At 64.2% G+C, this 22,025-nt stretch carries 26 protein-coding genes; 9 read left to right on the plus strand and 17 right to left on the minus strand.

The features are described 5' to 3' along the window. Positions 1–60 precede the first annotated feature (60 nt). A complete protein-coding gene (locus CD932_RS24875) occupies positions 61–297 on the plus strand; it encodes a TIGR02450 family Trp-rich protein (RefSeq protein ID WP_094445571.1) in 237 nt (78 codons plus the stop codon). On the opposite strand, the gene CD932_RS24880 is transcribed toward CD932_RS24875, so the two are convergent. Both CD932_RS24880 and CD932_RS24885 read right to left on the minus strand, forming a co-directional pair. Continuing rightward, on the minus strand, positions 298–552 hold the full coding sequence (locus CD932_RS24880; RefSeq protein ID WP_094445572.1) for a hypothetical protein: 255 nt from the start codon (positions 550–552) through the stop codon (positions 298–300). Positions 553–791: 239 nt separating this feature from the next. After that, complete coding sequence (locus CD932_RS24885) at positions 792–1,397, minus strand: FMN-dependent NADH-azoreductase (protein WP_094445573.1); 606 nt, start codon at positions 1,395–1,397, stop codon at positions 792–794. A 126-nt stretch (positions 1,398–1,523) separates the two neighbouring features. On the opposite strand from CD932_RS24885, the gene CD932_RS24890 reads away from it, so the two are divergent. Beyond that, positions 1,524–2,441: a LysR family transcriptional regulator gene (locus CD932_RS24890; RefSeq protein ID WP_094445574.1), complete on the plus strand. Its 918-nt coding sequence runs from the start codon at positions 1,524–1,526 to the stop codon at positions 2,439–2,441. Positions 2,442–2,499: 58 nt separating this feature from the next. Next, positions 2,500–2,727, plus strand: coding sequence for a hypothetical protein (locus CD932_RS24895; protein ID WP_094445575.1), 228 nt, complete (start codon positions 2,500–2,502; stop codon positions 2,725–2,727). On the opposite strand, the gene CD932_RS24900 is transcribed toward CD932_RS24895, so the two are convergent. The 3 genes from CD932_RS24900 to CD932_RS24910 form a co-directional block, all read right to left on the minus strand. Next, positions 2,728–3,051, minus strand: coding sequence for a MerR family transcriptional regulator (locus CD932_RS24900; protein WP_094445859.1), 324 nt, complete (start codon positions 3,049–3,051; stop codon positions 2,728–2,730). It lies immediately after the preceding gene. Between the two features lie 14 nt (positions 3,052–3,065). Next, positions 3,066–3,995: a DnaJ C-terminal domain-containing protein gene (locus tag CD932_RS24905; RefSeq protein WP_094445576.1), complete on the minus strand. Its 930-nt coding sequence runs from the start codon at positions 3,993–3,995 to the stop codon at positions 3,066–3,068. A 128-nt stretch (positions 3,996–4,123) separates the two neighbouring features. Then, a complete protein-coding gene (locus CD932_RS24910; protein ID WP_094445577.1) occupies positions 4,124–5,083 on the minus strand; it encodes a beta/gamma crystallin-related protein in 960 nt (319 codons plus the stop codon). Positions 5,084–5,277: 194 nt separating this feature from the next. On the opposite strand from CD932_RS24910, the gene CD932_RS24915 reads away from it, so the two are divergent. Together CD932_RS24915 and CD932_RS24920 are read left to right on the plus strand one after the other, a co-directional pair. Beyond that, positions 5,278–6,672: an MATE family efflux transporter gene (locus tag CD932_RS24915; RefSeq protein ID WP_094445578.1), complete on the plus strand. Its 1,395-nt coding sequence runs from the start codon at positions 5,278–5,280 to the stop codon at positions 6,670–6,672. A gap of 146 nt (positions 6,673–6,818) precedes the next feature. Then, positions 6,819–9,035 carry an alpha/beta fold hydrolase gene (locus tag CD932_RS24920; protein WP_094445860.1) on the plus strand — a complete coding sequence of 739 codons (2,217 nt, stop codon included), beginning with the start codon at positions 6,819–6,821 and terminating at the stop codon, positions 9,033–9,035. Between the two features lie 69 nt (positions 9,036–9,104). Here CD932_RS24920 and CD932_RS24925 read toward each other — a convergent pair whose 3' ends face one another. Then, complete coding sequence (locus CD932_RS24925; protein ID WP_065308056.1) at positions 9,105–9,290, minus strand: CsbD family protein; 186 nt, start codon at positions 9,288–9,290, stop codon at positions 9,105–9,107. A gap of 164 nt (positions 9,291–9,454) precedes the next feature. Next, on the minus strand, positions 9,455–10,087 hold the full coding sequence (locus tag CD932_RS24930) for a bifunctional 2-polyprenyl-6-hydroxyphenol methylase/3-demethylubiquinol 3-O-methyltransferase UbiG (protein WP_094445579.1): 633 nt from the start codon (positions 10,085–10,087) through the stop codon (positions 9,455–9,457). Positions 10,088–10,165: 78 nt separating this feature from the next. Here CD932_RS24930 and CD932_RS24935 point away from each other — a divergent pair, with 78 nt between their 5' ends. Then, positions 10,166–10,567: a flagellar protein FliT gene (locus tag CD932_RS24935; RefSeq protein ID WP_254926759.1), complete on the plus strand. Its 402-nt coding sequence runs from the start codon at positions 10,166–10,168 to the stop codon at positions 10,565–10,567. Positions 10,568–10,632: 65 nt separating this feature from the next. Here CD932_RS24935 and CD932_RS24940 read toward each other — a convergent pair whose 3' ends face one another. After that, positions 10,633–11,736, minus strand: a complete 1,104-nt coding sequence (locus CD932_RS24940) for a FimV family protein (RefSeq protein ID WP_094445580.1) — start codon at positions 11,734–11,736, stop codon at positions 10,633–10,635. Between the two features lie 147 nt (positions 11,737–11,883). Here CD932_RS24940 and fumC point away from each other — a divergent pair, with 147 nt between their 5' ends. The 3 genes from fumC (at position 11,884) to CD932_RS24955 (ending at position 13,988) form a co-directional block, all read left to right on the plus strand. Beyond that, positions 11,884–13,278, plus strand: coding sequence for a class II fumarate hydratase (gene fumC / locus CD932_RS24945; protein WP_094445581.1), 1,395 nt, complete (start codon positions 11,884–11,886; stop codon positions 13,276–13,278). 101 nt (positions 13,279–13,379) lie between these two features. Next, on the plus strand, positions 13,380–13,601 hold the full coding sequence (locus CD932_RS24950; protein WP_094445582.1) for an RNA-binding S4 domain-containing protein: 222 nt from the start codon (positions 13,380–13,382) through the stop codon (positions 13,599–13,601). Between the two features lie 102 nt (positions 13,602–13,703). Further along, positions 13,704–13,988 carry a hypothetical protein gene (locus CD932_RS24955; protein ID WP_094445583.1) on the plus strand — a complete coding sequence of 95 codons (285 nt, stop codon included), beginning with the start codon at positions 13,704–13,706 and terminating at the stop codon, positions 13,986–13,988. On the opposite strand, the gene CD932_RS24960 is transcribed toward CD932_RS24955, so the two are convergent. The 9 genes from CD932_RS24960 to CD932_RS25000 all read right to left on the minus strand — a co-directional run bounded on the left by CD932_RS24960 (position 13,982) and on the right by CD932_RS25000 (position 21,838). Further along, positions 13,982–15,634 (minus strand): DUF692 family multinuclear iron-containing protein, encoded by a 1,653-nt coding sequence (locus CD932_RS24960; protein WP_094445584.1) that lies wholly within the window; start codon positions 15,632–15,634, stop codon positions 13,982–13,984. The genes CD932_RS24955 and CD932_RS24960 overlap by 7 nt on opposite strands. Positions 15,635–15,645: 11 nt before the next feature. Then, entirely contained in the window at positions 15,646–15,951 is a 306-nt protein-coding gene (locus tag CD932_RS24965; protein WP_094445585.1) for a DUF2282 domain-containing protein, read from the minus strand. A gap of 132 nt (positions 15,952–16,083) precedes the next feature. Further along, the gene (locus CD932_RS24970) at positions 16,084–16,284 is read right to left on the minus strand and encodes a YjfB family protein (protein WP_094445586.1); all 201 of its coding nucleotides are present in this window, start codon (positions 16,282–16,284) and stop codon (positions 16,084–16,086) included. Between the two features lie 58 nt (positions 16,285–16,342). Then, complete coding sequence (gene mobB, locus CD932_RS24975; protein WP_094445587.1) at positions 16,343–16,891, minus strand: molybdopterin-guanine dinucleotide biosynthesis protein B; 549 nt, start codon at positions 16,889–16,891, stop codon at positions 16,343–16,345. Positions 16,892–17,003: 112 nt separating this feature from the next. Continuing rightward, positions 17,004–18,374, minus strand: a complete 1,371-nt coding sequence (locus tag CD932_RS24980) for an alkaline phosphatase family protein (RefSeq protein WP_094445588.1) — start codon at positions 18,372–18,374, stop codon at positions 17,004–17,006. A gap of 109 nt (positions 18,375–18,483) precedes the next feature. Beyond that, a complete protein-coding gene (locus CD932_RS24985) occupies positions 18,484–19,149 on the minus strand; it encodes a general secretion pathway protein GspB (RefSeq protein ID WP_094445589.1) in 666 nt (221 codons plus the stop codon). After that, positions 19,150–20,790, minus strand: a complete 1,641-nt coding sequence (locus CD932_RS24990; protein ID WP_094445590.1) for an ExeA family protein — start codon at positions 20,788–20,790, stop codon at positions 19,150–19,152. 56 nt (positions 20,791–20,846) lie between these two features. Further along, positions 20,847–21,350 (minus strand): hypothetical protein, encoded by a 504-nt coding sequence (locus tag CD932_RS24995; protein WP_094445591.1) that lies wholly within the window; start codon positions 21,348–21,350, stop codon positions 20,847–20,849. Positions 21,351–21,559: 209 nt separating this feature from the next. Further along, entirely contained in the window at positions 21,560–21,838 is a 279-nt protein-coding gene (locus CD932_RS25000) for a hypothetical protein (protein WP_094445592.1), read from the minus strand. Positions 21,839–22,025 lie beyond the last annotated feature (187 nt).

The following is a 22,025-nucleotide window of genomic DNA, read 5'->3' on the forward strand; positions in this document are numbered from 1 at the left end:
GTGGCGGGAATGTCCATGATAATAGGAACTTCGCCACCACGCCAACGCACGGACACCCCCATGAACCTTCCCGCACGCAACCGCTTGAGCGCCAACAAACTGCTCAACAGCAAATGGACGGCCGCCGCCCCCGTCAACAAGGAAAAACATTTTATGGTCACCAGGGTGATCGAACCGGCTACGCCAGGCGCACCGGTAACGCAGGTGGAACTGCAGGCCGTGCACTCGCAGCGCATCGAGACCTTGCCATGGCGGGCGTTGCAGGACGCCACCGTGTGGCGCCAGGGCTGGGTCTGATCAGACGCCGGTCGAGAACTTGCGCTGGCGCGATGCGACCAGCAATTGGGCCGCATCGGCCGCCTGCTCCTGCGCCTCGGCTTCGGAGACAAACAGCTGGTCGGCCCTGACCCGCTGCTTGCTCGTCACATTGTGGCGGTGCATGGGATTGGACGACTGCGTAAAGATGGCGACATACGCGCCCCAGCCGCCGCAGCCGCGCAGGCGTTCGGCGGTGTAATCAATTTCATAGCAACCAACATATTTGATCGGCACGAGGTTTGCTCCATAAAAGAAGATGGATTAATTCCGGTCGCGCGCGCGCAGGAAGTTTACGGAAAATCAAGGGTATATAAAATACATCAATTTTGCATTGCAGCAAAACTTTACCACGCCAGCAATGTGCATTTTCTTGATCTGGGAGCGTGAAATGGAAAACAGGTACAACTATAGGCGCTATGGAGGGAAATGGGCGCCGTGATCACGGCGCCGCAGGGTATGGCAAAAAACGGCGATCAGGCAGCCAGCGCCTCGATGGTGCTGCGGCCTTTGGCCAGGGTGGCGGCCAGGGCTTCTTCGCCCATCGCCACGCCTTCGGCTTGCACGAAGGTGACGTCGGTGATGCCGATAAAGCCCAGCACCGCGCGCAGATAGGTGCTCAGGTGGTCATAGGAGCCAGCGTCGCCTTCGCTGTACACGCCGCCGCTGGCCGTGAAGATATAGGCTTTCTTGCCGGTGGCCAGGCCAACCGGGCCGGTGGCCGTGTACTGGAAGGTGCGGCCGGCGCGGGCGATATGGTCGATCCATGCTTTCAAGGTCGACGGCACGGAAAAGTTGTACATCGGCGCAGCCAGCACCAGCACGTCGGCGGCCAGCAGTTCATCGACCAGGGTGTCGGAAATTTGGATGTCGCTGCTCGCTTGCGCGCTGCGCTGGTCGGCAGGCGTAAAGAACGCGCCCATCATCGCTTCGGTCAGGTGCGGCACCGGCTGGGCCGCCAGGTCGCGCGTGACGATGGTGTTGCCTTGCGCGGCCAGTTTGGCGACAAATTCGCCCGACAGCTGGCGCGACAGGGAACCGTTGTTGCGCACGCTGCTATTGATGTGAAGTACGTTTGCCATGATGAATTCCTTTAAACGATGTGGGGATGCGCTGCTGCGCTTGCACTTATCTTAATCCGCATCTACTATCGATGAAACCGTGTAAATTTTGATTGTTATTATCGATTTTATAGATATGGATTAGTCATGAGAGAGCCAGGCCAACCATCGCTCGACCAGTTGCGCGTGTTTGTCGCCGTGATCGACGCGGGCGGCTTCGCCCATGCGGCGCGCCAGCTGCACCGCACGCAGTCGGTGATCAGCTACACCATCGCCAACCTGGAAGAGCAGCTCAACGTGGTGCTGCTCGACCGCAGCAAGCGCAAACCGACCCTGACCGACGCCGGCAAGGCGCTGCTGGCCGACGCGCGCACGGTGGCGCTGAAGGTCGACGCCATGCGCGCGCGCGCCAAGGCGCTGGCCGGCGGGCTGGAAGCGGAAGTGTCGGTGGTGGTCGACGTGATGTTCCCCACCTGCGTGCTGGTGCGCATGCTCGAAGCGTTCCAGGCGCAATTTCCCACCGTCGCGCTGCGCCTGCGCATCGAAGGCATGGGCATGGTGACGCAACTGGTGCAGGACGGCAGCTGCCATCTGGGCGTGGGCGGCTGGATGTCGTCCGGCGCCGACGCCTTCGAGCGCCTCGCGGTCGGCTATGTGCGCCTGATCCCGGTGGCCGCGCCGGCGCATGCGCTGGCGCAGATGGCCGGCCCGATCCCGCCGGCGGTGGCGCGCGAACATGTGCAACTGGTGCTGAGCGACCATAGCAGCCTGACCGAGGGCCAGGATTTCGGCGTGCTGGGCCTGCGCAACTGGCGCCTGGGCGACCTCGGCTCCAAGCACGCCCTGCTGCGCGCCGGCCTGGGCTGGGGCAATATGCCCGAATCGATGGTGCGCGACGACCTGGCAAGCGGTCGCCTGGTGCATCTGCCCTTGTCGGTCGACCGCGGCGAGGATTATCCGATCTACCTGATCCAGCGCGCCGACACAGCGCCGGGGCAGGCCGGCAAATGGCTGACGGAGCGCTTTGCGGAGCAATTGCCGCTGTTGCTCGAACGCGGCTTTTAAGACGGGGCGCCCGGCGGTATCATGCTGGCTTACTTCAACAAGGCAACAAGGAATCAACATGGCCGGCATCGACGACTTCGTCAACAGACAACCACCGGGCGCGCGCTTTGTCATCACGGCGCCGATGCTGCGCATGACGCCGCAGCAGTTCGACAGCGTGGCGCAGGAATGGATGGAAGACGGCGGACCCGGCTTCGATATCGCCGGCATCCCGCACCGCGTGGTGATCGACGGGCAGTTCTATATCGCCCGCCTTACCGTGCAACGGCACCGCGAAGCGCAATAACTACGTCGCGCCCAGCACCTGCAGGCGCCGCCGCAGGCGCGCCACTTCCTCCGACAGGTCGACCACCAGCGCCGCCAGGTCGGCGTTGGCGTCGAACACGGCTTCGACTTCGCGCAGGCGGCGCGCGCGGGCCAGGTCGACGCTGGTAAAGCGCCAGCCGGTGAGCTGCACGGACGGCGGGCCGCCATGCAGCAGCACGCCCGTTTGCACGCGCTGCACCACCCAGTCGGGCTCCACGGCGCAGGCGCGCGCCAGTTCTTCCAGGCTCAGGGCCGCGTCTTCCAGCAGTACGCCGATCACCTTGTTTGTCGCGAGGTTTGCCATGCGGTTTGTCATGATTAAGCTCCCAGCTTCTGGCGCGGATTGAAGGCCATCTCGCGCGCCATGGTTTCATACAGTGCGCGCGCTTTTTCATCACGCGCGGGCGGCAGCACCACTTCCAGCAGCAGGTACAGGTCGCCAGGCGTGGCGGCGGGAATGCCGCGACCTTTCAGGCGCAGCTTGCGCCCCGTTTGCGAGTCCGGCGGCACCGTCACCGACACCGTGCCCGAGGGCGTTGGCACGTCGATGGACCCGCCGAGTGCCGCTTCCCATGGCGTGACGGGCACGGTTTCGAACACGTCGCGCCCTTCCACCCGGTAGCGGGCGTCGTGCTCGAAACGGATTTCCAGGTACAGGTCGCCGGCCGGCGCGCCGCCGCTGCCGGGGTTGCCCTGGCCTTTCATGCGCAGCTGCTGGCCGTCAAGCACGCCTTTCGGAATCGTCACTTCCAGGGTGCGCTCGCGCGTGACGACGCGCCCTTGCGCATCGGCTTCCGGCACGCGCAGGACGATGGTGCGCGTGGCGCCGTGATAGCTGTCGCGCAGCGCGATGGTCATGGCGGCGTGGCTGTCGTCGCCCTGCATCTGAACGTTGCTGTTGGCGCGGCGCCGCCCGCCCACGTGGGCGAACAGGTCGGCAAAGAAATCGTTGTCGTCGGCGCCGGACGATTCGAAGCCCGCGCCCCAGTCGGGTGGCGGACGAAAGGCCCCGCCGGCGGCGCCCTGGGCGCTATGCTGGCGGCCAAGATCGTCATAGGCGGCGCGCTTTTCCGCGTCGCCGAGCACGCCATAGGCTTCGTTCAGGGCCTTGGTGCGCTGGTCGGCATCGGCTTCCTTGCTGACGTCGGGATGGTATTTGCGCACCAGCTTGCGGTACGCCTTCTTGATGTCGGCCTCGCTGGCCGACTTGTCGACGCCGAGTTCCTTGTAGTAGTCCTTGTATTCCACCGTGCCTGCTCCCCATGGTTGAACCGCTTGCTGGAAAGAGTACACGAATTGCCCCGGCCATGCAGTACGTCTGCATGGCCGGAACAGCGGCAAGTCAAGGAAAGCTGACGCAGGCGGCCAATCTCGGCTCAGCGCACGCGGCGCAGCGACGAGATCTTGTTGTCGAGCGCATTCAGGCGCGCGTATTGGCCCGGCCCGATCACTTCGCAGCGGCCGCGGAAGTTCGAATCGCTGCACACTTCCCACTGCCCTTCGTTGACGACGATGGAGCCGGCGCGGTCATTGAAATTCTGGCGCACCAGGTCTTCCGTGTCGCGCTCGAGCGCCAACGGTTCACCGCCCATATCCGCATCGGGGAACAGCAGGATGGCGCCGCGCTGCTGGTATTGCTGCCGCGGATACTGCTGGTACTGGTTCTGTTCATACTGCTGCTGGCGCCGCGCTTCGCGCTCGTCGACCATGCGCGCCGACGATACGCGTCCGTCGAGGCCGCGCCCCAGGTCGTCGTGGCGGCCCGGCCCGAAGATGCGGCAGGTGCCCTGGTAGTTGGAATCGCTGCACAACTGCCAGTAGCCGCCGTCGATCACGATGCTGGTGGTGCGGTCGTTGAAGCCGATGCTGGCGAAGTCGCCGTTGTCGCGGTCCAGGCGCGCCGCGCCGCCATTCTGGCCGGCGCCGGAAAAGACTTCCAGCGAGCCGCGGCGGCCGTAGTTGCCGCGATCGGGACGGCCGTCGTTGCGGCCATCATTGCGCCAGTCGCCACGCCCATCGCCACGGCCAACCTCGCGCACCGACGAAATGGCGTCATTCATGCCCGGCATCGAACGGTATTCGCCCGGCGTGAGCGTCTTGCAGTTACCGCGAAAGCCGGAGTCGGTGCAGACATCCCACGTGCCCGAGCGCACCAGGATACTCGAGGCCTTGTCGTTGAAGCCCACGCGCGACAGATCGTCCGTGGTCTCGCGCACGGTCACGGCGCGGCCGCGGAAATTGTCATCCTCGAACAGGGTCAGTTCGCCGGCCTGGGTAGCGGCATGGGTGAGGAAGGCGGCTGCGCACAGCAGGGCGTGGGTAAGCGGGCGGTTCATGGGGGTGTCTCCGTTGATTGTCAATACTGCCAGACGTGAGTGTAGCCGTCCGGTGAAAAAACGGTGTAACAAAGTAGAGTAAAAACACCATCAATTGTTACCAAAGGAAATAGAAGCCAGCACAAGGCGGCCGGACAAGTCGTTGGAATGCCAGTACAATCGCGGGTTCGATCCAGCAATTGTCCTTCTCATACATGCCCCACACCACTGCGTTTACCGTGCCCGCCATCCGCCAGGAAGTCTCGTCTTTGTGGAAGCTGGCCTGGCCCATCCTGATCGGCCAGCTGGCCACGGTCGGCATGGGCGCGGCCGACGTGGCGATGACGGGCCACACCACGCCCGACGAGCTGGCGGCCGTGTCGCTGGGCGCGGCCATCTGGTCGATCGTGCTGGTAACCGTCAGCGGCATCATGATGGCGATTAATACCCTGGTGGCGCATGAAATCGGCGCGGCCCGCCACGACCAGGTGCCGCATATCGTGCGCCAGTCGCTGTGGAAGGCGCTGGCCGTCGGGCTGGTGGCCTGCGTGCTGACCAATATGGCGGCACTGGTGTTCGACCACCTGATGCTCGAAGCCCATGTGGCGGCCAGGGCCAAGCTGTTCGTGCACATCATCAGCTGCGCCCTGCCCGCGTTTGCCGCCTACCGCGCGCTGTACGGCTACAGCACCAGCATCAACCAGACCAAGCCGGTGATGGTGATCGCGCTGGCCGCGCTGGCGCTCAATATTTTCGTCAATTACCTGCTGATCTACGGCCACTGGGGCATGCCCAGGCTGGGCGGCATCGGCTGCGCCGTGGCCACCACCTGCTGCGTATGGATGATGCTGCTGGCGATGCTGGCCTGGATCAAGCTCGCGCCGGCCTACCACGCCACCTATCCGTTCACGCACTGGGAATGGCCGCAAGCGTCGGCCATCGGCCCCATGCTGCGCCTGGGCCTGCCGATCGGCGTGACGTATTTTGCCGAAGTGAGCGCCTTTGGCGTGATCAGCCTGCTGGTGGCGCGCTTTGGCGTGGTGCAGGTGTCTGCGCACCAGATCGCTCTCAATTTTTCGTCTGTCGTGTTCATGGTGCCGCTGACCTTCGGCATTGCGCTCGTCACGCGCGTCGGCCATGCAGTGGGCGAAGCCAATCTGCGCCGCGCGCGCTTCATTTCCTGGGTCGGCGTGGCCATGTCGCTGACGGCCGCCGTCGTCTCGGCCGCCTGCATCGCGGTGTTTCGCCACCAGATCGCGCAAGCATATACGTCTGACCCGCAAGTGCAGGCGCTGTGCGCGCAGCTGCTGCTGTTCGCGGCGCTGTTTCAATTGTCCGACGCGACCCAGGTCGCCACCTCGTGCGCGATTCGCGGCTACAAGGTGACGCGCCCGCCGATGCTGATACAGCTGCTGGCCTTCTGGGGCTTTTCGCTGCCGATCGGCTATGTGCTGGGGCTGGCGCCGCAAGGCTTCATCTGGTCACCCAACGCGCCGATGGCCGCCACCGGTTTCTGGATCGGCCTGGTGACGGGGCTGACGGTGGCCGCCGTACTGCTGACCTGGTATCTGAACCGGCTGTCGCTGGAACGGCTGCGCGCGACCATATAAAACACGGGGTACTCCCCAAATCTGCCGAAGGAAACCCGGTAATTGGCGACTTATTCCGTGGTCGCCCCTATCGCATTGCGCCTCACGCTCTGATATTGTTTGCCGTCAAGAATACACTTGACCTCTTTCATATCACCGAGACCTCCATGCGTTTTATTCTCTGTTTTCTGGCCGCCATGGCCAGCGTTCCCGCTGCGGCTGAAAAGCTCACGCTGGAGCGCATCCACGCCGATCCGGCGCTGGCCGGCCCCGGCGTGCGCAACCTGAAGGTATCGCCCGACGGCGAGCGCGTCACGTTCCTGCGCGGTCGCGCCGACAATCAGTTCCAGCTCGACCTGTGGGAATTCAAGCTGAAAGACAAGAGCACGCACCGCCTGGTCGACTCCAAGGCGCTGGTGCCCACTGAAACGATCTCGCCGGCCGAGCAGGCGCGGCGCGAACGCGAACGCACGGCCAGCCTGAACGGCATCCTGAACTACAGCTGGTCGCCGGACGGCAAGCAACTGCTGGTGCCGCTGGCCGGCAATCTGTACCTCGTCGACGCGGCCCACCCCGACCAGGCGCGCCTGGTCGCCAAGGGCGATGTGCTCGATCCGAAAATCTCGCCGAAAGGCCGTTATCTGTCCTTTGTGCGCGGGCAGAACCTGTATGTGATCGACCTGAAAAGCGGCCAGGAACGCCAGCTGACCAGCGACGGCAAGGACACCATCCACAACGGCGAAGCCGAATTCGTGGCGCAGGAAGAAATGAGTCAGCGCACCGGCTACTACTGGGCGCCCGACGACAGCGCCATCGCCTACAAACGCTACGATGAAGCGCCGGTGCCGGTGGTGCGCCGCTTTGAAATTTTCGCCGACCGCACCGACGTCGTCGAACAGCGCTATCCCGCCGCCGGCGACCCGAACGTGCTGGTGCAACTCAAAATCGTCTCGCCGGCAACCGGCGTGCAGCGCCAGGTCGACCTGGGCGGCAATCCCGATATTTACCTGGTGCGCGCCGACTGGAGCGCGGACAGCAAAGCCTTGCTGTACCAGCGCCAGTCGCGCGACCAGAAAACCCTGGACCTCGTTTCAGTCGATGCGGCCACGCTGGCGCAACGCACGGTGCTGACCGAAACGTCAAAAACCTGGGTCAGCCTCCATGACGACCTGCGCTTCCTGGCCGACGGCAAATCGTTTTTATGGTCGTCCGAGCGCACCGGCCGCAACCACCTGTATCTGTACGACATGAGCGGCAAGCTGCTGCACCCGGTCACGTCCGGCGCATGGGGTATCGACAGCGTGCTGGCCGTCAATGAAAAAACCGGCAAGGTGTATGTGGCCTCGAACCGCGACGCGGTGATCGACAAGCAGACCTACGCGCTGGCACTCGACGGCAGCACGGCCGACAAGCCGCAACGCGTAACCAAAGCCGACGGCTGGCACGACACCACGTTCGCGCGCAACGGCGCCGTGTTTGTCGACACGTATTCCGATCCGGCCACGCCGCCGCAGGTGAGCATCCGCCGTCCCGACGGCGCGATGGTGGGCTGGCTGGAACACAATGAACTGAACGCCAGCCACCCGTATGGCAAGTATCAGGCGGACCACCTGCCGACCGAATACGGCACCATCCAGTCAGGCGATGGCCAGACCTTGTATTACTCGCTGGTGAAACCGTCGAACTTCGATGCGTTGAAACGCTATCCGGTATTTTTGTCGACCTATGGCGGGCCGCACTCGCAGCACGTGGCGCGCCGCTGGGGCAACACCTTCGACCAGTATATGGCGCAGCAGGGGTTTGTCGTGTTTCGCCTGGATAACCGTGGCTCGTCGCGCCGCGAGCGCGCGTTCACCGACGCCATCTACCATAACCTGGGCAAGGCCGAAGTGGCCGACCAACTGGCCGGCATCGCCTGGCTGGGCCAGCAAAGCTTTGTCGATGCCAAGCGCATCGGTGTGTTCGGCTGGAGCTATGGCGGCTTCATGAGCTTGCGTTTGCTGTCGGCCGCCTCCGATAAAATCGCCGCCGGCGTGTCGGTGGCGCCGGTAACCGACTGGTCGCTGTACGACACCCACTACACGGAACAATTCCTCGGCATGCCGAAGGAAAACGTGGAAGGCTACCAGGACAGCACCGTGTTCGCCCACCTGGGCGGCTTGAGCTCGCCGCTGCTGCTGGTGCATGGCATGGCCGACGACAATGTGCTGTTTTCGAACAGCACCCGTTTGATCGACGCACTGGTCAACCGTGGCGTGCAATTCGACCTGATGACCTATCCGGGCGCCAAGCACGGCATCTCGTCGCGCGCCGGCCAGCGCCATGTGTACGCAAAAATCGCCGCCTTCTTCAAGAAGAACCTGCAAGTGGACGACGCCAGATAAAAGCGCACGCGCAATGAAAAACCGCCGCCTGTCTTGCGACAGGCGGCGGTTTTTTACTGGCGCAAGCGATTAAGGTTTGCGGGTAATGGTTTCTACCGCATCCTTGACGTCGCCGACCTTCTTCTGCACCTGGCCTTCGACCTGGTTTGCCAGGCCCTTGGCTTGCTGTTCTTCGCTGCCGACGACTTTGCCAGCTGTTTCCTGGATTTTACCGCCGACTTCTTTCAGTTTGCCTTCAACTTGATCTTTGTTCATGATTAGCTCCTCAATGTAGTTGGTCCATCTGTTCTCCAGCCCAAGGGCCGGTACTGCGGCTCACACGCTGCGTTTTGCTTGCCGCGTGTCGATGAATGGATACTACGCCTGAGGCGATAAAAACTATGTACGGTTCCTAACACATGGGAAAATATTGCTATCTTTCATTTATCCTTGCGCCAGACGGTAGCCAGCCACGGTTGCTGCTCGCGCGGCAAGCCTGGCGGCCGGTAGTAATGGTCGAGCAAGGTGAAACCGGCCGACTGCAGGTGCGCGCTCCAGGTATCGAGATCGTAATAGCTCCCATAGCGTGCGCCATTCCAGCCCTCCTGGTTGTGCCCGCGCGGATTCGAGCTGAACAGTACGCCACCGTCTTTCAGGCAGCCATGCAGGGCGCGCAGCACGCCGGGCAAGGCGCTGCTGGGCACGTGGAACAGCACGGCATTGGCAAACACGCCGTCAAAGCGCGCGGCAGGCAGGTCGAGGTCCAGGAAATCCTGCTGCCATACGGTGCAGCCGCTCCAGGCGCGCGCCATGTCGACAAAACGCGCCGAACCGTCGACGCCGGTGGCATGGTGGCCCAGTTCGGTAAACGCCTTCAGGTCGCGCCCGGGACCGCAGCCCAGGTCGAGAATTTCCAGCGGCGCCGCACCGCCGATGGCGTTCAGCAGCGCCGCCATGTTCTGGCGCACATCGTGCTCGCGCGTGCCCTCGAAGAACTGTTCGGCGCTGGCGTCGTAATGATCGAGGGTGCGGCGGGTGATTGCATGCAGCGGGTCGTGCGCGGTATCGGACATCGTGGGCTCCCGTAAAAGATGCCGCCATTTTAGACGTTCGCCAGCATCCATGCGGGTTTGCGGGCAAGTCCGGGAAACTTGAAAACTATTTTGAATTATTTTCAAAAAAACCCTCAAGTTCTGGCCGGACATGCCGTTAATCTGGACAAGCGTAAAACCATTGATAAAAATACAGGTGTGCTCATGAACTCCAACGACGTGCTTTCGATGTATGAAAATATTGCCGGTTTGACCAATCAAATGGTCGTGGCCGCACGTTCGGGGGACTGGGATCGCTTGAGTGCGCTGGAAAACCAGTGCGCCAGCGCCGCGAGCGCCACCCTGGTCGGGACCGTGCCGGCCCTGGCAGGCAACTCGCGCCTGCACAAGCTCGACCTGTTGAAGCAGATCCTGGCCAATGACCGCGCCATCGGCAATATCACCGAACCATGGATGGCGCAGCTGGCCAGGACCATGCCGGCGCCACGCGCCCACCGATAAATCCCGGCATCAGAAGACGACAGCGCCTGCGGGCGCTTTTTTACGTCCGCACCGCCTTATCCGGCTCAGCGCGAGAACGGTTCGGGCTCCGGCTCCAGGGCCGGCTCATCGCGTGCAGGCGGAACTTCGCCGACAGGTGGCGCCGCCTTGCGGCGAAACGGCTTGCGCAGCAAGACCCAGTATTTCGATGGCGGCTTCGGTTCCGCCGCCGCGCTGCCCTTGCGCTTGCGCACGAGATACACGATCGTCCCCGTCACCAGCAGCAACAGCAAGGCGCCCAGGCCCAGCCACAGCGCGCCATTGCCAGCGGTTTTCTTTTCCACCGCCTTGGCGCTGGTCTTCGCACGCGGCAAGCCCGAGGCCGCCGCTGCGGCGGCCGCTGCGGGAACGGGCGCGGCCAGCGCCTGCTGCAGCGCCGAGATCCTGCCTTCGAGCACGCCGATCTTGTCATTGAGGACCATGTTTTGCCGGTCCAGCGCCACGCACGCTTCAGCCGGCATGCCGGCCGCTTGCGGCGCGCAGGCGGCCACCGGCGCGGCGGCACGCCGCAGCGGCGGCGGCGGCGACACCGGCACGAAGGCCGGCTTTGCAGGCACAGCAGACGCAACGGCCGGCGGCCGCAGCATACCTTCGGCGCGAGCGCGCGCCGCCAGGGCGGCAGCATTGGGCACGTCAACGAGCGCGGCAACGGGCTTGGGCACCATCAGCGGCGCAGCAGACGGTGGCACGACTTTCGGCACCGGCGCCGCGACCGTTACCGGCGCGGGCGGTGCCGGCGTCAGCCACACAGTGGCCAGCCGCACCACGCCGCGATTGACATTGCCCAGCAACAAATACACATGCACATGAGCGGCATCGATGGCCTGGCGGGTAGCCAGGTGAACGAAGCGCCGGCCGTCGCGCTCCACCTGGCTGATCGTCAGGGTGTGCAGCGCGCCATCCATGCTGATGCCGCCGCCCTGGTAGACATTGTTCGAGGCCAGGCGCACCGGCAGGCCCTGCAGTTCGTCAGGCGCCAGCGCCGTCAATTCGATATCGGCTGACAAGGGTTGGCCGATATGCGACTGTACGCTGATCTCGCCCAGCTCGGCCGCAAAGGCGGCCGGCATCGCCAGGCAGGCGGTGGCGCACAGGCTGGCGCTCCAGCGGGAAAAGACGGGACTGGTCATGAAATAATCGCTTTGACAACTGGAACGGAAGAACACGTTCTTTATTAACGGCAAGAAATTGAAAAAGCTGAGGGAACTGCGGGTGCGCGGTGCGTTTTTTGGCCGCTGGAGTACACTCGATCCACCAAAAGCGATGAAAGGAATGCCATGAGCAGCAGAATCGAACGCGACAGTTTCGGCCCGATCGACGTACCCGCAGGTCAATTATGGGGAGCGCAGACACAGCGCTCGCTCGAGCACTTCCATATTTCCACGGAGAAAATGCCGCCCGAACTGATCGCCGCCCTGGCCACCGTCAAGCGCGCGGCCGCCCACGTCAACCTGGAGCTCGGCTTGCTCGGCGGCGACAAGGCCGTCGCCATCACCCGGGCGGCCGACGAAGTGCTGGCCGGCCAGCATGCGAGCGAGTTTCCGCTGGCCGTCTGGCAAACGGGCTCTGGCACGCAAAGCAATATGAACATGAACGAAGTGCTGGCCAACCGGGGCTCCGAACTGATGGGCGGCCTGCGCGGCGCAGAGCGCTTGCTGCACCCGAACGATGACGTCAACCTGGGCCAGTCTTCGAACGATATCTTCCCCACCGCCATCCATGTGGCCGCCGCCCTGGCCGTCGCCAACACGGTCCTGCCGCCGCTGCGCCAGCTGCGCGCCACGCTGGACGCCAAAGCCGCCGCCTTTGCCGACATCGTCAAGATCGGCCGTACCCATTTGCAGGACGCCACGCCCTTGACCCTGGGCCAGGAATTTTCGGGCTATGCCGCCCAGCTGGAATTTGCCGAACACATTATCGCAGCGTCGCTGCCGCCGCTGCTGCAGCTGGCCGCCGGCGGCACGGCCGTGGGCACGGGCCTGAACGCGCACGCCGAATTTGCCGACCGTATTGCGGCGGAACTGGCGCACCTGACAGGCCAGCCCTTTGCCAGCGCCGGCAACAAGTTCGCTGCCCTGGCCGCCCACGATGCGCTGGTGGCGGCCCATGGCGCACTGAAAACCCTGGCCACGGCGCTGATGAAAATCGCCAACGACGTGCGCTGGATGGCCTCCGGCCCCCGCTCGGGCCTCGGTGAAATCACGATCCCCGAAAACGAGCCTGGCAGCTCCATCATGCCGGGCAAGGTCAATCCGACCCAGTGCGAAGCACTGACCATGCTGTGCTGCCAGGTATTCGGCAACGATGTGGCCATCACGGTGGGTGGCGCTTCGGGCAACTTCGAACTGAATGTGTTCAAGCCGCTGATCGCGCACAACTTTTTGCAAAGCGCGCGCCTGCTCGGTGACGGCATGCGCAGCTTCGACGAGCATTGCGCCCATGGAATCGAACCGAACCGCGAGCGCATCGCCGAACTGATGGAGCGCTCCTTGATGCTGGTCACGGCGCTGGCGCCGCATATCGGCTACGACCGCGCCGCGCAGATCGCCAAGCAGGCGCAGCACGAAGGCACGACCCTGAAGGACGCGGCGCTGGGCCTCGGCTTCGTGACGGAAGAACAATTTGCCGAGTGGATCGTGCCACTGGACATGACGCGTCCGAACAAAAGTTAACGCGCCTTGCCGCATCGCCGCTGCAGTCATGTAAACTGTGCTTTTGGCCCCTTCCCGGGGCCATTTAGTGTTAAAAACACATTATTGCAATTGAGGATAGAATGCAAAAAGTAAGCTTTGATTTGACATCCGAGTTCGTCGAGCTGAACCAGCTGCTCAAGCTGGTCGGCTTGTGCGACAGCGGCGGCGCGGGCAAGGTCATGGTCGACAGCGGCGTCGTCAAGGTCGATGGCAAGCAGGAATTGCGCAAGACGGCCAAGATCCGCGCAGGCCAGGTAGTCAGCGTGGCCGATATCCGCATCACCGTGGTGGCGAGCGCCTGATATCGTTGTAGCCTGGCCCTGTGTCAGATCAAAACCTGCCCGGCTGGTTTGCCTATGTTTATATTATTGCCATATATTCATCAATTAGCGGAAAGGGATACCATGGACAACTCCGAGCACGGCACACGCAGCCAGGAACGCCTGATCGCCGATTTGCGCCAGGTCATAGAAAACGCGGAAGACCTGCTGCGCAGCACCGATAAATACACCAGCACCTTGTATCAGGGCGCGCGCGCCAAGCTCGAAGTCGCCCTGGCAGCGGCCACGGCCGAACTGGCACACTTCGAAGACGAGCAACTGGCGCGCATGATGGAAGCGACCCTGGCGGCCAACGCGGCCTGCGGCGACCGGACGGGCGAAGCGCGCATCCTGCGCGCCTTTCAATAGCCTTGTTCAGTAGCGCTCACGGCCGTCAATACGGCCCGCTCGATCCACCGCCGCAATTGTCCGGCGAGATCAAAATCGGCGTCCAGCTCGAAAGCGGCGTCCAGCGCCGCGCCAAAATGTCCCCCCTCCATCAAGCGCCGCAGCGCCGCGTGCGCGGCCGCGTCCAGCGGCAGCACTTGCGCCTGCCAATGCGGCCGGCATATCAGGGCGTGGCTGGCCTGGGCCAGTTGCTGCGGAAACGCTGCTGCGCCGGGCTGATGCGCCTGCCAGAGCGCCACCACCTGCCACTCTGAATCGATCAGGGCGCAGGCCGGATGCAGGGCAAAACGACAGTCTTCCAGTTGCTCCGGCGTCAGGCTGGCCAGCGTTGCGGCCGGCAAACCCGCCGCGTCCGGCGCGTAGTGTGCCTGGTGCAATGACCACTCCAGCCGCGCCATGTCAGGCAAATAAGGTAGTTGCGCCGCCGGCGCAAAGGCGGCCAGAAAAGCGGCAAAGCCGTCGCCGAAGCGGTTCAGGTCGGCGTCTTGCGAGGGCTGCTGACGGCCGTATTCGCGCGCCAGGCCGGCAAAGAATTCCTCGCCCACCAGCGCCAGCACCACCGGGTACGCCTGCCCCAGCACGCGGCGCCAGGTAGCGAGCAGATTGCCCCGGTACAAACCCAGGCGTTCTTCAATCAACAGCCCCCGGCACAGCTTGAGCGCGGCGCCGGCCTGGCTTGTATCGACCAGCGCGGCAGCAAATACCTGCTGGGTACGCACCAGTTGTTGATCCGGCGGCAATGCCAGCAGCGTATTGACTGAACCTTGCCATGGCGGCACAGCATGATGGCACCGCAGCATGGCGCGCGCGCGGTCGGCCTCGCCCAGCAACACCGCCAGTTCGGGCACGTCCGTGTCCCACTCAACCAGGGTCGGTACCTGGCCAAAACGTTGCAAAGCCGCCCCGTACAAGGCCCAGACCGGTTCAGCCACGGTGGCGCCATGGTGGTCGATCACGGCGCGCGGCGTGACCAGGTGTCCGCCCAGATGCATCTCGCCCACGATGCCGACGGGAATATCGAGCAAGGCGGCCAGCGCGTCTTCGCCGTGATTGCACTGGTTCACATACAGATTATTGATGTCGAGCAGCAGGCCACAGCCGCTGCGGCGCGCCAGTTCGGCCAGGAACTGCGCTTCGCTCATGGCGTCGGCGTGAAAGCGCAGGCTGGTCGAGACGTTTTCCAGCAGGATCGGCCGGCGCAGGACATCCTGCACCCGCCCTACCCTGGCGCACAGCAGGTCCAGCGCGGCGTTGTCGAGCGTCAGCGGCAGCAGATCGTTCAATTGCCGGCCCGCCACCGCCCCCCAGCACAGGTGTTCGGACACCTGCGCCGGTTCGATACGTTCGACCAACTGGCGCACCCGTTCCAGATGCTCGTCGGAAAAGCCGCGCGCCGAGCCCAGGCCCAGGCCCACGCCGTGCAGGCTCAGGGCATAGTCCTGGCGCACGGTTCGCAGCACATGCCAGTCGCGGCCGGCGCAGGACAGATAATTTTCGGTGTGCACTTCCAGCCAGTCCACGCGGGGGCGGCCGTCGAGAAAGTCGCGGTAATGCGCGGCGCGCAGGCCGATGCCCACGCCGGCCAGCGCATGGGCGCGATGGACCATGGGCTGGCGGTTTATGACAGCTGTTTGGCCGGCGCGGCTTTCTTGCCGGCCTTGACAGGCTTCAAGGCGCCGCCCGCCTGTTCGCAGGTGCCCTTGGCAACATACGCCCATTCGGTCGGCAGCTTGTCGCTGGCGGCCTGGCCGGCGCAGGAATGCGCGCCGTCGGACGAGGCGCAGTCATTCTGGCCTGCCTTGGCCACGCCATAGCATTTTTCCTTGTCGCCGGCAGCACCGGCAGCGTGGTCTGCGGCGCTGGCGGCCGAGCTGGCGCACAGACCGGCCAGGGCGGCGGCAACCAGAGCGTGTCGTTTGTTCATGGAAGTCTTTCGTAAAATAAGCGGTAACCGATTTTACGCTGTCGCCAGAAAAGAAGGGGAAACCGTTCAGGCAAGTGCTCGCCGCAGCCAGGGCGGCAGCGGCGGATCTGTAGCAGTAGCAGCCTGAGCGGATCAGGCGGTGGTATTGATGCGGTTGCCCAGGTGCGAAGGCAGGCTCGGTGCGGCCGTTGGCGCTGGCAAGGCGTCGATCAGGGCGGTCGCGGTCGAGCTCTGGATTTCCTGGGCCTTCTTCAGGACAGCCACGCCGACCTCTTGCCGTATACCGGTTTCGGCCATCGTGGTTGACAGTTGTGAAATGCTTCCGACGTCCATAAGTCTCTCCTATCAGGGTCTACCAGAATTAACGGCAAGCCGGCAAAATACTTGAGAATTATTTTACCAGCGGTTTTTCCAGCCGCTGCAACAACCAATTTAGCACGCTGGCGCGATCGTTCAAGTCCAGCCAGGCAACGCCGGCGCGCAAGTCGTGCGGCGACGGTGCGTCCGACGCCACGGCGACCACGGTCACGTCATGCAGGTACAACGGCGCCTGCCCCACCTCCGGGCGAAACACTTCCAGCTTGGCGATCGGGTCAGTCTTGAAGCCTTCCACCAGGGTCAGGTCAGCCGGACCCATGCGCGCCAACTGCTGCGACAAGGTCGGCTCGGGCGCGCCGCGCAGTTCATGCACGATGGCAAAGCGGTATGGCGAGGCGACCAGCACTTCGGCCGCGCCGGCCATGCGCAGGCGGGCGCTGTCCTTTTGCGGTGGCTCCAGGGCCAGGTCATGGTGGCTGTGCTTGATCAGGTTGACGCGCAAGCCGCGCGCCGCCATTTCGTGCACCACATATTCCAGCAAGGTGGTCTTGCCGCTGCCGGAACGGCCGACCACGCCCAGTACCGGGTGGGCAGGCGCGCAGGCCGATGTCGCTAGATCCATCGTATGGTTCCTTCCGTGAGATAGCCGCATTATACCGGCCACATCACTGGCAATCAGGCAGCCACTGCGCTACAGGCGACTCGCTGGCAACTTGCTTGCTGCAGATGCCATATCAGCAGCTGTCGCGTCGCGCGCCGTCCAACCCGGCATCATCGACACGATGGTCCTTGCGGCGGCGGCGCGCAATCGACTGCGGCACTTTTTTACCATGGGTCGCCAGCGCGTTGCGGGCGCTACGGGCCAGGTGCCGGTGCGCGGCCACCACCCCGGCTTCCGCGTCGGCCATGACGGCGCCTGGCCTGGCCGCATCCGGGCTGTCGGGGGCGCGCTGCTCGTCCTCACAGCGCGCGCGCTGCGCATGCACGCTGGCTGGCAGCGCGGGCGCCGGCCGTGGCTGCTCCAGGTCCAGCGCCACGCCCAGCCCTTTGGCGGCGGCCACGCGCGCGCCCATGGCTGGCAAGCTGCCATCGCTGCCACGGCAAAAACGCTGCAAGATGGTTTTCAGGAGGGAGGCGTGGTCGAACAGTTCATGGCAGACACTGCCGGGGCTGACCAGCGGCGACACCAGCAGCATGGGCACGCGCACGCCATACTGGCGAAAAGCGGCGTCATCGTCGACGGCGGCGGGGGGCGGCACATGGTCGAAAAAGCCGCCATGCTCATCATAGGTGATCACCAGCAAAGTGCGCTCCCAGGCCGGTCCGCGCGACAGCGCCTGATAGACCCGGGCCGCCAGCGCCTGGCCGGCGCGCACGTCGGCCGGTGGATGGTCGCCGTTGGCAAAGAAGTGCGGATCGATCCAGCTGACCGATGGCAAGGCGCCGGCCAGCGCGTCACCGACAAAGCCGTAGCGCCGGCCTTGGTCGCCGAACGGCTCGTAGAACTCGGACGAGCGGTAATGCTCGTCCGTCAGGGCCAGGGTCCATGGTTTCCAGAAAGAATAGAATTTCCAGCTGACCATATTGCGCTCAAGCTGGCGCACAAACGATTTATTCGCATACAGGGGCACGCGCTTGCTGTCCTTGCTGCCGGCCGCGCGCCCGCTGACGGCGTACAGGCGGTTCGGCCAGGTGCCGCCCGGCACCGAACTGTGGCAGCGGTCGCAGACACAGAATTGCCGCGCCAAAAAATCGTACATGGGCAGGTCGGCGCCGTTGTAATACCCCATCACCAGGCCCGGATCGGGGTCGTCAGGATGCATCAGCGCGTAGTCGCTGACAAAACCGCCGTTATGATCCTGCAACTGCCGCGCCACGGATGCAGCCGTATGCCCGGGATCTTGCCCGGGTTGCAAGGCCGTACGCTGCAGATGATGGATGGAATACACCTTGCCGGCATGGGTATTGAGATGCTCGCTGCGCAAGCCATCGATATCGCCGCGCCCGCCTTCCAGGCTCAGATAGCCCAGCATATGGTCGAACGAGCGGTTTTCCATCATCAACACGACGATATGGTCGATACGGTCCAGCTGCTTGATTGTCATGCCTGCTCCGGTATACGCCCCCTCGGGCCTCCCGGATTCGACCGCGGCAGTGCCAGCGGGTTCAGACGCTCATGGCATTGCTTGACATACAACAATTAACGCCCAGCCGTCAATAGGGCACGCGGTAGCGATAGCCCTTGAAACTGAAGATGGCGGCCTTGGGCTGCAGTTTTTCCAGCACCAGTCCCGGCGCCACCTCTTCCCCTTCATGGCGCAGCACCTTGTCGATCAGCAGCAGGCGGTCGGCCGGATCTTTCGAATAGATATAGCCGCCGAGGGCGATCGGCGGTATCTGCCGCTGTATCGGTTCGGGCAGGTCGCGCAGGCCGGGAGGGGCATCCTCGGACGGCGCCGGAGCTGCAACTGGCACCGGGACCGGGACCGGGACCGGGACCGGTGTAACGGCCCTGACCACGGGCGCAGGTGCGGGCGGCGCAGTCTTGACGACCGCCGGCGCCGGCATGGGCGCAGGTGCTGGCACGACAGCCGGCGCCGGAAGCGGGACCGGGACCGGGACCGGGACCGGGACCGGGACCTGAGCGGGCGCCGGGGCCGGCACGGCAGCGACTGGCGTCACGCTCGTCTTTGCTTGCCAGAACCACCAGGCGGCGGCCACGGCGCAGGCGGCGCCCACGCCGAGCCACAGCGGCCAGCGCCGCGCGCCGCGCGTGTCCGGCGCCGGCTGCAATGGCAGTTGCGGCGCATGGATGGACGGCAACTCACCGAGCTGACGCTCGGCTTGCGATTTTTTCAGTGCTTCCAGGATATACGACATTTATTTCCCCGCCACGGTGGCCGTCACGCCGGACTGGGCCACGGCTGGAGCGGCGCGCGACAGGCGCGGCTCCGTGTTGTCGCCCAGTTGCATCAGGCGCATGAATGTTTTCGGTCCCGCCAGGCCGTCGGCTTTCAGGTTCTGGCTGAGCTGGAACTCGCGCAGCCGCCGCTGCAGGTCGGCATCGAGCGGCAAGTTGGCAGCCGGCACCGGCAAGCCGTGCAGTTGCGCCAGGCGCGCCGCCAGCCAGTCCACGTCCGCGCCGCGCGCTCCCAGCGGCACTTCATCGCGCCAGTTGCGCGGCGCGCGCCAGAAGGTGACAAAATCGCCGTCGCTGCGCCGCGCCAGTTCAGCCACGCTGATGCTGACGCTGTGGCCCTCAAGCTGCACGCTGGCCGTTTCGCCCTGCACGCCAAACAGCAGCGCCAGCTGCTCGCCGCCCCCCTCCTTGCCACGCAGTACCAGCATGGCGGGACGGTCGAGCACGCGCAACTCGGCCACACCGCCCCGGCTGTGCATGCAGCGCAGGCCGGCGCGGGCGGCGGCCTGGCAGGCGTCACCCGCCGGCAGGTGTTCGCCCCACAGCGCCGCCAACTGGCGCAGCACGGCGTCGCGGTCCGCTACAACAGCGGCCGGCGCTGCGACCGGCGCCGATGCGGCGGCCCTGGCAAGCGGCACGCTCGCCACCGGCGCGACAACTTGGTTGACAAGCATAAAATGCCAGGCCAGCGTCCCGGTCACCACCGCGCCAGCCAGCACGCCGCCGGCCAGCTGCAGCCAGCGCCAGCGCCCAGCCGTGTCCGGCGCAGCGCCGCCCGCTTCGGCAAACACTTCGGCGGCCGCGCGACGCAGGATGTGACGCGTCACTTGCGGCTGGTTTTCCACATAGGCACCCAGCAGCGCGCGGTCGCACAGCAGGTTGATGCGGCGCGGCACGCCATGGCTGAGCTTGTGGATCTGCGCCATCAGGCGCGGCCCGAACGGTGAGCGCGAGGTGCTGCCGGCCACGGCCAGGCGGTGGTGGATATAGCTGGCCGTCTCCGCTTCCGACAGCGAACCCAGGTGATAGCGGGCGATGACGCGCTGCGCCAGCTGCTCCAGCTCGGGCCGCGCCAGCATGGCGCGCAGTTCGGGCTGGCCGATCAGGATAATCTGCAGCAGCTTGCGTTCGCTCGTTTCCAGGTTGGTCAGCAGGCGCAATTGCTCCAGCACGGCGGCCGACAGGTTTTGCGCCTCGTCGATGATCAGCACGTTGTTCTTGCCCTGGGCATGACTGGCCAGCAAGTGCACATTGATGGCGTCGACATAGGTCTTGACGCTGGCCGTCGCCAATCCCACACCGGCCGGCGGCGCGATGCGCAATTCTTCACAGATCGACAGCAGCAATTCCTCGACCGACAGCTTGGGATTGAAAATATAGGCCAGCTGGCAATTGTCGGGGATCTGCTCCATGAAACAGCGGCAGACGGTGGTCTTGCCGGCGCCGATCTCGCCCGTCAGCAACACGAAACCGCCACCGCTGCCGACGCCATACAACAGGTGGGCCAGCGCTTCGCGGTGGCGCTCGCTCATGAACAGGTAACGGGGATCGGGGGCGATCGAAAACGGCGATTGCTTGAGCTGGAAATAAGGCGTGTACATGGAGACCCTGCGGTGGGACGATCAAAATGCGCTGAAACAATGGCAAACGGCCATCTCTAACGGGTTCGTGCCGGCGGCAATGGCTTGTACTTGGCGCAATAGACTTTTGCCTTGCTGCGAAAGTAGACAATTTTACTGCCAGGCACGGAGCCACGCACCGGAAAGGCGGAACGATCGAGTTTATCGAAGCGCAGGCCGGATGCGGCGCGGATCGCCGGCTCCAGCTTTTCCGGGGTCGAGTCGGCCACCACGCCCATGAACACCAGCGCGCTGGTGTCGTCGCTGACGATGACGTCCGTCACCGGCGCGCCCCACAGCACGGCGTCGGTGCGGAACCAGTAGGCGCCGCCCTCATGCTTGTAGGCCGGGCCGAAGGCCGTCAGCAGATAGGAATAGAAGGACTTGTTGTCGATCTGGTCCAGGCACAGCACGGCATTGCCCACCACCTGCCCGAAGGTCGATGGCGGCGGCATGGGCTGCGCCTGGGCGGCGCATGCCGGCAGCAGCGCCGCCAGCACGGCCAGCGCCCGCCAGGCGCAAGGCAGGCGGTACGCGCGCATGCCTAACGCTTGCGCTCTTCTTTCTTGACCTTCTTGGCTTCCTTTTTTTCCTTCATGGATTTGGCCGGTTCCTTCTTGGCTTCCTTCTTGCTGTCTTGTGCCTTGCTCATGGTCTGCTCCGTACGTGGGCGGGGATGCCTCGGGCATTATGACACCGCGCCGTGGAAATGCACATCTTAAAAAGACGGCCACACAAGGCGGCCGGTTGATCAGTGCAGGCAGAGGCGCCGCTTGGTCTTTTCGATCAGCGCCGTATCGTAGGGATACAGGTTTTCGATAAAGAACAATTCCGTCTCCGCCTCGTCCTCCAGGCACATCGCGATCATCACTTCGCCATCGCTTTCGCGGCCCAGGAAATCCTTGGGCCAGCGGTTCTTGCGATGCGTGCGCATCAGTTCCATGCCCAGCGCCGCCAGTGGCTTTGAGACGCCGGCGGCCAGCGCCGCTTGCTGCCAGTCATCCCAATATGCTGCTGCCTTGTCGTTCATGTGCTCTTCCAGCTTCGGTGTAAAAGGCGGACTGTACTCCTGACGGACCGCTCTGCCAAGCAGGGATTTGCGCGGCGTGCGCGGCAATGGGCATGAACAAGGCCACTTCAATACCATATTTAATACCAATTAAATACCTGTTGACAGACTATCACCCCAACCCTATAGTGTTTTCAGCATTTTCGCC

Origin of the sequence: Janthinobacterium sp. PC23-8, assembly GCF_002250505.1 — a bacterium.
In the GTDB taxonomy this organism is placed as follows: Bacteria; Pseudomonadota; Gammaproteobacteria; order Burkholderiales; family Burkholderiaceae_D; genus Janthinobacterium.